The sequence below is a fragment of the Bradyrhizobium sp. MI1.3 genome (assembly GCF_055811695.1).
On sequence record NZ_JBVVPQ010000015.1, the window covers coordinates 39,216 to 52,638 of the forward strand.

The 13,423-nt window shown below is 64.4% G+C and carries 6 protein-coding genes; 1 reads left to right on the forward strand and 5 read right to left on the reverse strand.

Annotation, left to right across the window (positions count from 1 at the left end):
• Position 1: 1 nt before the first annotated feature.
• The 5 genes from treZ to AC0L3A_RS13545 are packed head-to-tail and all read right to left on the reverse strand — an operon-like array spanning position 2 to position 11,217.
• The gene (gene treZ, locus AC0L3A_RS13525; RefSeq protein ID WP_473254538.1) at positions 2-1,756 is read right to left on the reverse strand and encodes a malto-oligosyltrehalose trehalohydrolase; all 1,755 of its coding nucleotides are present in this window, start codon (positions 1,754-1,756) and stop codon (positions 2-4) included.
• Positions 1,753-3,831 carry a glycogen debranching protein GlgX gene (gene glgX, locus AC0L3A_RS13530; RefSeq protein WP_007595729.1) on the reverse strand — a complete coding sequence of 693 codons (2,079 nt, stop codon included), beginning with the start codon at positions 3,829-3,831 and terminating at the stop codon, positions 1,753-1,755. The genes treZ and glgX overlap by 4 nt, the downstream gene beginning before the upstream one ends.
• 3 nt (positions 3,832-3,834) lie before the next feature.
• Positions 3,835-5,973, reverse strand: coding sequence for a 1,4-alpha-glucan branching protein GlgB (glgB, locus tag AC0L3A_RS13535; protein ID WP_007595727.1), 2,139 nt, complete (start codon positions 5,971-5,973; stop codon positions 3,835-3,837).
• A complete protein-coding gene (gene treS / locus AC0L3A_RS13540) occupies positions 5,966-9,259 on the reverse strand; it encodes a maltose alpha-D-glucosyltransferase (protein WP_219681174.1) in 3,294 nt (1,097 codons plus the stop codon). Before treS ends, glgB begins: the two co-directional genes overlap by 8 nt.
• A gap of 11 nt (positions 9,260-9,270) precedes the next feature.
• Positions 9,271-11,217, reverse strand: a complete 1,947-nt coding sequence (locus AC0L3A_RS13545) for a maltotransferase domain-containing protein (protein WP_473254539.1) — start codon at positions 11,215-11,217, stop codon at positions 9,271-9,273.
• Positions 11,218-11,421: 204 nt separating this feature from the next.
• On the opposite strand from AC0L3A_RS13545, the gene malQ reads away from it, so the two are divergent.
• Positions 11,422-13,383, forward strand: coding sequence for a 4-alpha-glucanotransferase (gene malQ, locus AC0L3A_RS13550; protein WP_219681170.1), 1,962 nt, complete (start codon positions 11,422-11,424; stop codon positions 13,381-13,383).
• Positions 13,384-13,423 lie beyond the last annotated feature (40 nt).

Here is a 13,423-nt window from a genome sequence, read left to right on the forward strand (position 1 = left end):
GTCAACCTCCGAGGCGCCAGACCACCGACCAGGGCGCAAGCCGATCGCCGGTCGCGCCGCCCCAGATCAGGGTCCCCACACCGTCGTCGGAATATGCGGCGTCCTTGTCGGAGAGATTGGCCACGAGGCGCAACGTCGCGCCATCCCCCATGTGCCAATGTGCGGTGAGCAGCCCGCTATCGGCCACGGCGGCATCACCGAAGCGCGCACCTTTCAGTCGTGGCGCGACCTCCTTGTGGCGGAGTGCGAGCAGCTCCCGCACCAGCGCGAGGCGTGCATCCTGCTCCGGCGTGTGGCCGCTCCAGTCGAGCACGGCCGATTGCAGCGTTGCCGGATCGAGCGGGTCGGGCACCTCGTCGCCATACGTCTCATAGGCCCAGGCGTATTCCTGCCTGCGCCCCTTGCGCACGGCATCAGCCAGTCCGCCCTGGAAGTCACAGAAGAAGGGGAAGGGCACGGTGGAGCCCCACTCCTCGCCCTGAAACAGCATCGGCACCATCGGCGCGAGCAGGGTCACCGCGAGTGCTGCTTCGATCTGCTTGGGCGATGCCAGGCTTTCGAGCCGGTCGCCGAGCGGCCGGTTGCCGATCTGGTCGTGGTTTTGCAGGAAATTGATGAAGGTTGCCGGCGGCAGCTCGCCGCTGTTCTCGCCGCGCGGCTTCTTGCCCCAGAATTCCGAGATCTCGCCCTGATAGACGAAGCCGGAGGCGAGCGCGCGTGCGAGATCGAGCCGCGGCGTTTGATAGTCCGCGTAATAGCCGGCGAGCTCGCCCGTCAGCATCACGTGCCAGACGTGGTGGTAGTCGTCGTTCCACTGGCCGCGATATTTGCCGTTCGGGGGCTCCTGCGCGGCGTCGAGCAGGCTCGCGCGGTTGTCGCCATTCTCCAGCACGAGATGGATATGCCGCCCCGTCGCTTTGGCCAGCTCGCCCGCGGCGACGCTGAGGTCCTGCAGCATCGATTGCTCGCCGGGGATCGCCATGATGTGATTGGCGGCATCAAGCCTCAGGCCGTCGAAGCGATAGTCGCTGAGCCACGACAGCGCGTTCTCGACGGCAAAAGCGCGAACCTGCGGCACGCGATAATCGATCGCACTGCCCCATGGCGTGTGCGCGTCGGTGAAGAAGGCCGGCGCGTAGCGGCCGAGGTAATTTCCCTCGGGGCCGAAATGATTGTAGACGACGTCGAGGAACATCATCAGCCCGCGCAGATGGGCTTCGTCGATCAGCGTCTTCAAATCATCGGGATGACCATAGGCGCTGTCGGGCGCGTACCACAGCACGCCATCATAACCCCAGCCGCGACGACCGGCGAAGTCGGCCAGCGGCATCAGCTCGACCGCGGTGATGCCGGTCGCGACGAGATGATCGAGCTTGTCGATCATGGCACGATAGGTACCTTCCGCAGTGAAGGTGCCGACATGCGTCTCGATCAGTACCGTCTCTTCCCAGGGACGCCCGCGCCAATCGGGCGTGCGCCAGGCGAAGGCGTCATGATCGATCACCTCGCTCGGGCCGAACACGTCGTCGGGCTGGAATGCAGACGCCGGATCGGGCACGTCGATCGCGTCGTCGATCCTGAATTTGTAGTTGCTGCCGACGGGCAGATTGGCAATCTCGGCGACATACCAGCCATCCTGCCGGCGCTGCATCGCGTGTCGTCTGTCGAGCAGGAGATCGACACGGCGCGCGGCAGGTGCCCATAGCCGGAACGACACGCCGTCCTTCGTCGGCCTCGCGCCGAAGGATGGCCTCATAGCGCCCCCGCGAAAGCGAGCACGGAGCGCGGCGGCGCCTTGCTGTCGCTTCCGGGCAGGAAGTCGACCGTGTTCAGCTTGGCGTCGGTCGTGTTCAGGATTTGCTGCCAGCTCTTGTATTCGGTCAATTTTGGCAATTTGAATGCGATCTCTTCGGGGGCTGCGTTGAGTACGATAAAGATCGCGGCGCTGCCCGGTTCCATCGGCCCCATCACATAGGAGAGGAACCGCCCTTCCGGGAATTTCCAGTCGCTTTCCGTCATTTCGTCGCCGGCCGGCGTCAGCCACAGCGCGCCGTAGGAGATGCCGTCCTTGGGGCGGCCGTCGAGCCAGCGATGGCTGCGAAGCTGCGAGAACCGGCGGCGGATATCGGCGAGCTCGGCGACGAAATCGACCATGTCGTCGCCGTCCTTGCCGAGATTGTCCCAGCCGACCCAGCCAACCTCGTTGTCCTGGCAATAGGCGTTGTTGTTGCCTGATTGCGAATTCCCGACTTCGTCGCCGGCGAGGATCAGCGGAATGCCCTGCGCCAACATGAGGCAAGCCAGTACGTTCTTGCGAAGCTGCCGGCGCAAGCTGACGATTTGGGGATCGTCGGTCGGGCCCTCGACACCGCAATTGTTGCTGTGGTTGTCGTTGGAGCCGTCGCGATTGTCCTCGCCATTGGCCTCGTTGTGCTTCTCGTTGTAGCTGAAGAGATCGGCGAGGGTGAAACCGTCATGCACGGTGATGTGGTTGACGCTGGCGCGCGGCCGCCGTCCGTCGTGGTTGAACAGGTCGGAGGACGCCGTCATGCGGCTGGAGATGTCGCCGATCAGGCTGCCTTCGCCGCTCCAGTAGCGGCGCATAGCGCTGCGATAACGGTCGTTCCACTCCGACCATTGTGAAGGAAATGCGCCGACCTGATAGCCGCCAAGGCCGAGGTCCCAGGGTTCGGCGACGAGCTTGACGCTCGCCAGCACCGGGTCCTGGCGTATCGCGGTCAGGAACGAGCTGCCGCGATCATAACCGTTCGGCCCGCGCGCCAGCGTGGTGGCGAGGTCGAAACGGAAGCCGTCGACGTGGCAGACCTCGACCCAGTAGCGCAGGGAATCCATCACCATCTGCAGCACGCGCGGATGGGTGAGGTTCACCGACGAGCCGCAGCCGGTAAAATCGTCGTAGTAGCGCGGGTTCTCGCGGTTCAGCCAGTAATAGGAGGCGTTGTCGATGCCGCGGTAGCACAGCGTCGGGCCGAGGTGATTGCCCTCGGCGGTGTGGTTGTAGACGACGTCGAGCATCACCTCGATGCCGGCATCGTGCAGGCGTGCGACGGTGGTGCGGAAAGAATCGAGGGCGTTGTCCTGGGCGTAGCGCTGCTCGGGCGCGAAGAAGGACAAGGTGTTGTAGCCCCAGTAATTGGCGAGCTTCTTCTCCACCAGGATGCGGTCATCGACGAAACTGTGCACCGGCAGGAGCTCAACGGTGGTGACGCCGAGCTTCTTCAGGTGCTCGATCATCGCCGGCGAGGACAGGCCGCCATAGGTGCCGCGCAAATTCGGCGGGACGTCGTCGCGCTTCTGTGTCAGTCCCTTGACGTGGGCCTCGTAGATGATGGTGTCTTCCCAGGGAATGTTGGGCCGGATCTCGCGGCGGCCCCAGTTGAAGGTCTCGTCGACGACGACAGCCTTGGGCATGCCGCGCGCGTTGTCGCGCCGGTCGAACGACAGATCCTCGCGCGGGCTTCCGGTGCGATAGGCGAAATGCGCGTCACTCCAGACCAGCCGCCCGGAAAGCCGCTTGGCATAGGGGTCTAGCAGGAGCTTGTTGGCGTTGAAGCGGTGGCCTTGTTCGGGCTCGTAGGGGCCATGCACGCGGTAGCCGTAGAGCTGGCCGGGCGAGACGTCGTTGAGATAGCCGTGCCAGACATCCTCGGTGCGCTCCGGCAGCTCGACGCGCTCGAGTTCGCGGCGGCCCTGCATGTCAAACAGGCACAGCTCGACCTTCTGCGCGTTGGCGGAGAACAGCGCGAAATTGGTGCCGCGTCCGTCCCAGCTTGCGCCGAGGCGTGCGGGCGATCCAGCAGTCAGGCGCATCGTTCAGCTTTCCGGAACGAGGAAGATCGCGGCGAGCGGCGGAATGGTGAGGCGGAGCTCGCCATTGACGGCGTGGACTTCGCCGATATTGCCGACATTGCTGCCGCCGTAATGGGCGGAGTCGGAGTTGAACACTTCCTTCCACTTGCCACTGAGGGGCGCGCGAACGCGGTAGTTGCGATAGACGTTGGGTGAGAAGTTGACGATCACCATGCACCGGGCGTGCTCGTCAAATCCCTTGCGCAACCATGCGAACACGTTGCGGTTGGCGTCGTCCGTGATCAACCATTCGAAACCGGCCTGCTCGCAGTCCATCTGGTGCAGCGCGGGCACCGCGCGATAGAGCCGGTTGAGATCGCGGATCAGCGCCTGGATGCCTGAATGGAGCTTGTACTCGAGCAAGTGCCAGTCGAGCGACTGGTCGTGATTCCATTCGCGGCTTTGTGCGATCTCGGCGCCCATGAACAGCAGCTTCTTGCCGGGATGGCCGAACATGAAGCTGTAATAGGCGCGCAAATTCGCGAAGCGCTGCCATTCGTCGCCGGGCATGCGCCCCAGGATCGAGCGCTTACCGTGCACGACCTCGTCATGCGACAGCGGCAGGACGAAGTTCTCCGAGAAGGCGTAGTGCAGGCCGAACAGGATGTCGCCGTGATGATGCTTGCGGTGGATCGGATCCTTGCTGATGTAGTTCAGCGTGTCGTGCATCCAGCCCATGTTCCACTTGTAGCCGAAGCCGAGCCCGCCGAATTCGACCGGGCGCGAGACCTGCGGCCAGGCGGTGGACTCTTCGGCGGCCGTGGTCGCCTGCGGGAAACGTGCGAACAGCTCGGTGTTGAAGCGGCGCAGGAACGCGATCGCCTCGATGTTCTCCCGGCCGCCATGCTGGTTCGGAATCCACGCGCCGGGCGGACGGCTGTAGTCGAGGTAGAGCATGGACGCGACGGCATCGACGCGCAGTCCGTCGATCGCGTAGCGCTCGAGCCAGAACAGCGCGTTGGACACCAGGAAGTTCGTGACTTCGGTGCGGCCGTAATTGTAGATCAGCGTACCCCAATCGAGATGCCGGCCCTGGAGCGGATTGGCGTGCTCGTACAGCGCTGTGCCGTCAAAGCTGCCGAGCCCGTGCGGATCGTCCGGGAAGTGGCCGGGCACCCAGTCGAGCAGCACGCCGACGCCCTCGCGGTGGCAGGCATCGACCAGTGCGGCAAAATCCTCCGGCGTGCCGAAGCGGCTGGTCGGCGCATACAGGCCAGTCGGCTGATAGCCCCATGAGCCGTCGAAAGGATGCTCGCTCACGGGGAGGAATTCGAGATGGGTGAAGCCCATGTCGCGGGCGTAGGCCGGCAGCTGCTCGGCCAGTTCGCGATAGGTCAGCCATTCATTGCCGTTCTTGCGCCGCCACGAGCCGAGATGGACCTCGTAGATCGACATCGGCGCGGACAACGCGTTGATGCCGTCGGGTGCCGGTCGCGGCCGGGGCAGATGTGCTTCGTCGAACACGATGGAAGCGGTCTTCGGCCGCACCTCGCTTGCAAAGGCCATCGGATCGGACTTCAGCGGAAGCAGATGGCCATGCGGTCCGATAATTTCGAACTTGTAGTGGTCGCCCGCCTTGGCGTGCGGGATGAACAATTCCCAATAACCCGCGCCGCGCACCCGCATCGGATGGCGCCGTCCGTCCCAGAAATTGAAGTCGCCGACCACGGAGACACGGCGGGCGTTGGGCGCCAGCACCACGAAGCCGATGCCATCGATGCCGTCGAGCCGCATCGGATGCGCGCCGAGCTTGTCGTAAAGGCGCTGGTGCGTGCCTTCGCCGAGCAGATAGAGGTCGAAATCGGTCAGGATCGGCGGAAAGCGATAGGTGTCCTCGAATTCGATGACGTTATCGCCGAACTTCGCGCGGAGCTGGTAGTGCTTCGCGCCGTTCGGCAGAGCGCCGATGAACAGGCCGGCATCATGGACGCGATCGAGCTTCGCCACCTCGCCGTGCTCGCCCACCGCCTCGACATTGGAAGCATCGGGAAGAAACGCGCGCACCACGCTCTTGTCGCCCTCGGGATGCAGCCCGAGATAGTGGAAGGGATCGGAGTGGCGACCCTCGATGATCGCATAGGCCTCGGCAGGGAGTTTAGGCATGGGCTTCGCTCTCGATACTGGACAGAATGCGAAGCAGTCCGGACAGCGGCGCATGGAGCCCCTCAGGCCGGTGGGACAGCTCGTACTCTACTTCCTCGAACGCTTGATCAAGCAGGAAAAACCTTAACAGGCCTGCCGCGGATTGCGGATCTTCCGGCCACAGCCGCCGATCGGTCATGGCTTCGCGGTAGGCGGTGAGGAACGTCGCGGTGGTGCGCTCGCGCCATTCGTCGAGCGCAGCCGTAAGCCGGCCCTGTTCGTCGGAAGCACCCGTGAGCGCGCGGTGGAGCGCCGCGTTAACCGAAAGATCAATCGAGCGGATCAGGCCGGCAACGTCGCGCGCCGCAGGCAGCTTGCGCCGCTTCTCCGCCAGCGGCAAACGCGGATCTCCGTCGAAGTCGATGATGAAGATATCGTCCTTCACGATCAGAGTTTGCCCGAGGCGGAAGTCGCCATGATGACGGATGTTCAACCCGCCGATCTCGGCAGGTAGTAGCGCGCTGAGCCGGCCGGACAGGGACGCGCGCTCCGCGGCGAGCTGATTGATCAGCGGCCGATCTGCCTCCCGCAGGCCGTCGGTGCTGGCGGCCAGCCGCTCGAAAATCCGCTCGGCCCGTGCCTTGAGCTCGGATGACCAGCGCTTGATGTGTGCGGAGCCAATCGGCTCCGGCGCGAGATCGCCGGGCTTTGCGGCGGCCAAAGCCACATGCAGCTCGGCGAGCCGTCGACCGATCTGTGTAATGAAGTGCAGATAGGGCGCTTGCTCCTGGGTCTCGCGGGGCATCTCGCCCGGTGGCAGCACCCGCTGCTCGTCGATATAGCGGTCGAGATAGCCCGCAGTGACGCCCCAGCCGTCGCCCTGGTTCTCGACATAGGCGTGCAGCACGCCGACTGCGCTGCGACGGTCGTCTTCGACCAGTTCGACGCTGCCGAGCAGTGCCGGCGTATTGGCAAAGCGGGCGATTTCCGTGAGGTAGGAGCCGATCTCGATCTCGGGATTGATACCGGCTTCGAGCTGGCGATAGATCTTGGCGACATACTGGTTGTCGACCAGCGCGGTGCTGTTCGACTGTTCGATCGCGCGGATGCGTTCGGGCTCCTTGATGGTGTACTCGGCAAACCGGCTGGTCGCCTTGAACTCCAGCCGCAGATTGTTTTCTTCCACCACCAGGTTCTGCGACAGATTGCGCAGGAACAGGCCAATGAAGATCTGCTCGGTTGCCACATCCAGCAGCGTCCCTTCGCGGGCGCCCTGACGCACGGCGGCGAGCGCCCTGGGATTGAAGCGTTCGCGGTCGAAGCGCACCCATTCGATCTGCATCGGCAGCACGTAGCGCGTGGTGACATCGCCCTGCGCCGCCTCGAAGAACGCGATCCAAGGCCTGTTGTCGCCGATGTCGCAGAACGGCACCGCCGAGGTCAGCGTCGGCTTGATGTGCTTGGGATTGTGCTCGGGATACCAGCGCGTGCGCGACAGGAATCCCGGCAGCACCTCGTGCTCGAACACGCCCCGCTCGCGCGCCAGCGACACCCAGGTCGAGTTCACCGGCACCACCAGCGTCTCGAATTCCGGCACCGCGCGCGGCGTCACCGGCTCGGACTTGTCGCGCTCGGTGAGCTGGAACCAGTAGAAGCCATAGGGCCCCAGCGTGACCATATAGGGCAGTTCGCCGATCGCCGGAAAACGCGTGCGGCCGAGCATCTCCTGCGGGATACGGTCCTTCCAGGGCGACAGATCGAGCTCGGTCGCCTGGGCCGCCCGCGACAGATTGGCGACGCAGAGGATCACCTCGTCGCGGTACTGCCGGACGTAGGCCAGCACGGCGCGGTTGGCCGGGCGGATGAAGGTCATGGTGCCGCGGCCGAAGGCGAGCGTCGATTTGCGCACCGAGATCAGGCGCTTGGTCGCGCTGAGCAGCGAGGACAGGCTGCGCGACTGCGCCTCCACGTTCACCGATTCGTAGCCGTAGACCGGATCCATGATCAGCGGCGCGTAGAGGCGGGCCGGGTCGCAGCGCGAGAAGCCGCCGTTGCGGTCCGGGCTCCACTGCATCGGCGTGCGCACGCCGTTGCGGTCGCCGAGATAGATGTTGTCGCCCATCCCGATCTCGTCGCCGTAATAGATGATCGGCGTTCCCGGGAAGGACAGCAGCAGCGAGTTCATCAGCTCGATCTTGCGCCGGTCGTTGTCCATCAGCGGCGCGAGGCGCCGGCGGATGCCGACATTGATGCGGGCACGTGGATCGTTGGCGTAGGTGGTCCACAGGTAGTCGCGCTCGACGTCGGTCACCATCTCCAGCGTCAGCTCGTCATGGTTGCGCAGGAACAGCGCCCATTGGCAGCTCGCGGGAATGTCCGGCGTCTGGCGCAGGATGTCGGTGATCGGGAAGCGGTCCTCCTGGGCGATCGCCATGTAGATGCGCGGCATCAGCGGGAAGTGGTAGGCCATGTGGCACTCGTCGCCGCGGCCGAAATATTCCTGCACGTCCTCCGGCCATTGATTGGCCTCGGCCAGCAGCAGCTTGCCCTTGGAGTAGGAATCCAGCTCGTGGCGCAGCCGCTTGATGATGGCATGCGTCTCGGGAAGGTTCTCGTTCGAGGTGCCTTCGCGCTCGCAGAGATAGGGAATGGCGTCCAGACGGAAGCCGTCGACACCGGCATCGAGCCAGCGCTTCATTACCTGGATCAGGGCGCTGACGACGCGCGGATTGTCGAAATTGAGATCCGGCTGGTGCGAGAAGAAGCGGTGCCAGTAGAAAGCGCCGGCCTCGTGATCCCAGGTCCAGTTCGACTTCTCGGTGTCGGTGAAGATGATGCGGGTGCCCTGGTATTTCTGGTCGGTGTCGCTCCAGACATACCAGTTGCGGGCGCTCGAGCCCGGAGGGCTGCGGCGCGCGCGCTTGAACCAATTGTGCTGGTCCGAGGTGTGGTTGACGACGAGCTCGGTGATGACGCGCAGCCCGCGCTTCTGCGCTTCCTGGATGAAGCGCTTGAAATCCTTCATCGTCCCGAAATCGGGATTGACCGCGCCGTAGTCGGCGATGTCGTAGCCGTCGTCGCGGCCGGGCGAAGGATAGAACGGCAGCAGCCAGAGCGCGGTGACGCCGAGCTCCTGGAGATAAGGCAGCTTCTCGGTCAGCCCGGCGAAGTCGCCGATGCCGTCCTGATTGCTGTCGGCAAACGCCTTGACGTGGAGCTGATAGATGATCGCGTCCTTGTACCAGAGCTCGTCCACGATCTCGGCAGCCTCGGCTTTCTTGGTGTCGACGGAAGACAATACGTTCATGGCGTGCGCCCTTACGCCAGGCAGCGGAACAGTAGCGCCGGATCGCGCTCGGGATCGATACGCAACCTGATCCCGCCCCATTCGATGCGGGCCTGTTCGCCGGTGAGGAGGTTTTCGAGTGCCGACACATGGTGTCGCTGCCCGCCGGCGTCAACCGTGACGTCGCCGAGCGGCAACCAGAATTCGCGCACGTCGCGCGACAGTGCAACCACGGCGACGACGACGTTGGCCGGGCCGGTCGCCTCCTTCACGAAGGCGATCGTCTCGCCGTCTTCGATGCCGAGGAAGCGCAGGTTCGCGGTCTGGTGAAGCGCAGCATTCTCGTTGCGGATGCGATTGAGCTCCGTGATGTAGGCCTTGATGTTGCCGGGCTTGTTCCAGTCGCGCTGCCTGACCTGGTATTTCTCAGAATCGAGATATTCCTCGCGGCCGGGGATCGCGTCATGCTCCAGCAACTCGAACCCGCTGTAGACGCCGTAATTGCCGGACAGCGTCGCCGCCAGCGCGAGGCGCGATTTGAACGCCCAGGTCTCGCCGCCCTGGAGATGATAGGGCAAGAGATCGGGCGTATTCACGAACAGGTTCGGCCGATAGAAATCACGTTCGGGATAGCGCGTCAGCTCGCCGAGATATTGCTCCAGCTCCCACTTCGCCGTGCGCCAGGGGAAATAGCTGAACGATTGTGCAAAGCCGAGCTTGGCAAGCCCCTTCATCAGCTTCGGGCGCGCAAACGTCTTGGAGAACAGGATCACCTCGGGATGCCGGCGGCGGATGTCACGGATCAGCCACTCCCACAAGGCGAGCGGCGCGGTGTCATGATTGTCGATGGCGAAGATGGTGACGCCGTGGTCGATCCAGAACAGCATGGCGTCGCGAAACGCGTTCCACAGTCCAGCCCGGTCGACGGACGTGAAATCGGGGATGACGATATCGGAATAGGGCCCGTCAGCCGTCCGCACCGAGCGGTCCGGGCGCCATTTGAACCATTCCGGATGCTGCGTCAGCCAAGGGTGGTCCGGCGAGCATTGCACGGCGAAGTCGAGCGCGAGTTCGAGGCCGTATTCCAGGCAGGTCGCGACCAGCGCGCGAAAATCCTCGATTGTGCCGAGTTCGGGGTGCAGCGCATCGTGCCCGCCCTCGATGGCGCCGATCGCATAAGGCGAGCCGGGATCGCCTTCGGCCGCCACCGGCGTGTTGTTGCGGCCCTTGCGCCGGGTGCGGCCGATGGGATGGATCGGCGTGAAGTAGAGCACGTCAAAGCCCATCGCGGCGATGTCGGGCACGCGCGCGATGCAGTCGCGGAGCGTGCCATGCTGTCCTGGCACCACGCTCTGGCTGCGCGGCATCATCTGATACCAGGCGCCGAAGCGTGCCTTGTCGCGGTCGACGAACAGTGGGAATACCGCCGAGCGCGTGAGATCAGGCCGCGACTGGCTCTCGGCCATGGCTGCGCCGAGCTCGGTTGCCAGCAGCGGGGCAACGTCGCCGGTCTGAAGATAGTCCTCGCATTGCCTGACGATGACGGCGGCGGCGTCCTGCTGCGCGCCATGCGCCTTGGTCAGAAGGCCGGCGCCCTCGATCGCATCGAGACTGACATCGGCACCGGAGCGCTGCTTGCGCGCGACCGCGTGCGACCACGTGGCGAATTCGTCGGTCCAGGCTTCGATCGCATAGACATATTTGCCGGGCTCGACCGGTGTGAACGCGCCGGACCAGCGGTCATTGCCGTGAGGGATCATCGGCTCGCTCTGCCATTCGCGGTCCTGCTCCTGTCGCCAGATCAGCGCTGCGCCGATCACGGCGTCGCCGTCCCGGTAGATGTCGGCCCAGACCTCGACCGGTTCGCGCGCGATCCGCTTCACGGGGAAGCGCCCGCCGTCGATCAGGGGATAGACGTCCTCGATGAGGAAAGTGCTGCCCGCTGCGGCACTCTCGACAGTTTGAATTGTCTTGTTCACGGTGATGCCATTGACAAGAAAGCAGGAGCCCGTTTCCCTTGCCGGGAACCTACGCTTGATACCACTATAGAAAGCCGCTTGTGTGTCATTGGTTCCCTGGGGAACGGCAGGCGCGGCTTGCGAGTTGACCCTGACTAACCTCTTCCGCGACCTCGTTAAAATCGATGCCCCCGGCCAAAAAATGGCCTGCAAGCTGCGTGCCGAATGGATCTTTTAGCTCAAGCCCGGATCAAGGGCGTTCAATCCGAATTCGTCGATGCCCTCGGAAAGCTGCGGGTCACCGATCCCGTGGCCCTCAAATCCATCCTCGACGCCTTGCCGGAAAAGCGGGTTTACCGCTTCGTCAGCGGGCCCGTGGTGGTACGCGCCTTGGGCCATCCGCGCACCGAATTGGTGACGATCGGTGCGCCGCCGCTCAAATGGAAGATGACCGGCAACGGCAATTTGATCGCGCAAGGTGAGACGCGCGAGCCCGTGATTGCCTGGCCCGCCGGCCTGCCGCTCGGCTATCACCGCCTGACGCTGACCGATGCCGAAGGCGTGACTGAAGAGGTGCCGATGATCGTGGCGCCGGAGCGGGCCTTTGGCGGCGATTTCGACCGCGGCTGGCTGCTTGCCGTGCAGCTCTACAGCGTCCGCTCGGACCGCAATTGGGGCATCGGCGATTTCACCGACCTCGCCGGTCTCGTCCGGCTCGCCAAGCAGTTGGGGGCCGACGGCGTCGGGCTCAATCCCCTGCATGTGTTGTTCGACGACCATCCGGCCGATTGCAGTCCGTATTCGCCGAACAGCCGGCTGTTTCTCAATCCGCTCTATATCGACGTCGAGGCGATCCCGGAATTTTCCCCCGACCTCGTCCCCGACGCGGCCGCGACCGCCGCGCGGCTCCGTGACGGCGATCGCGTGCCCTATCCCGACATGGCGGCCTTGAAATGGCTCGGCCTCCGCGCCGCCTTCGACAGCTTCGTCAAAACCGCGAGCGGCGTCCGCCGCAACCAGTTCGACGCCTTCCGCGCGGCTCGCGCGCCGCTGTTGTCCCGCTTTGCCTGCTTCGAGGTGCTCCGTCATCGCTTCGCGGCGCCGTGGTGGGAATGGCCGGAGGAATGGCAAAAGCCGGACGAGACGAAATGCGCCGAGCTGCGCAATGGCCCAGACAAGCACGAGGTCGAGTTCGTCGAATTCGTGCAATGGACGGCCGACAGTCAGTTGCATGCCGCCAAGGAGCTGGCCGGCCAGCTCGGCATGCGGGTTGGGCTCTATCTCGACGTTGCCGTCGGCGTGCAGTCGAACGGCTTCGATGCCTGGAACGAGCAGGGGGCGATCTCCCGTCATCTCGCCGTCGGCGCGCCGCCGGACGTGCTCAATACCATCGGCCAGGATTGGGGCCTCGCCGGCTTCAATGCCGGCGGCCTGGAGGCGCAATCCTTCGTGCCATTCGCCGATATGCTCGCGGCTTCAATGCGCCATTCCGGGGCCATCCGTCTCGATCACGTGCTGGGCCTGAAGCGACTTTATCTGGTGCCGCGCGGCTTCAAGCCCGACAACGGCGCCTATGTGCAAATGCCGTTCGAGGCGCTGCTGGCGACTGTGGCGCGCGAGAGCGCGGCCCATAAGTGCATCGTGATCGGCGAGGACCTCGGCACGGTGCCGGAAGGTTTTCGCGAGACCATGCAGGATTTCGGCATCTGGTCCTACCTCGTCATGATGTTCGAGCGCGACGATGCCGGTCATTTCCGGCCCGTCGATCACTACCGGCCCAACGCGCTGGTGACGCTGAACACGCATGATTTGTCGACCTATGCCGGCTGGCGCTCATTCAGCGATCTCAGGATGAAGCGCTCGCTCGGGCTCGATCCCGGCGAGAACGATCAGGCCCGCTGGGATGCGCTCGGCCTGCTCGACGAGATCCTGCGCGCCAACGGCATCCGTGCCAATGATGTCTATTCGGTGCTCGCCTTCCTGTCGCGCACGCCGTCGCGGCTGCTTGCGGTGTCGCTGGAGGATCTGCTCGGGGTGATCGACCAGCCCAACATTCCCGGTACGATCGACGAGCATCCGAACTGGCGCCAGCGCCTGCCTGTGACGCTCGACAAGATTGCCTCGAAAGTCGATCTCGCGGCTTTGAAGGCCGCGACACGGGAACGCTCGTTGCCCGGCGGGCGTTGATCGCCGGGGCTCCAAGGGTGCCGTTTTCGAGGCTCGTACG

Coding starts and splice junctions, on each gene's coding strand:
- treZ (WP_473254538.1), bottom strand. CDS start 1,756: ATGAGGCCATCCTTCGGCGCGAGGCCGACGAAGGACGGCGTGTCGTTC.
- treS (WP_219681174.1), bottom strand. CDS start 9,259: ATGAACGTATTGTCTTCCGTCGACACCAAGAAAGCCGAGGCTGCCGAG.
- malQ (WP_219681170.1), top strand. CDS start 11,422: ATGGATCTTTTAGCTCAAGCCCGGATCAAGGGCGTTCAATCCGAATTC.
- glgX (WP_007595729.1), bottom strand. CDS start 3,831: ATGCGCCTGACTGCTGGATCGCCCGCACGCCTCGGCGCAAGCTGGGAC.
- glgB (WP_007595727.1), bottom strand. CDS start 5,973: ATGCCTAAACTCCCTGCCGAGGCCTATGCGATCATCGAGGGTCGCCAC.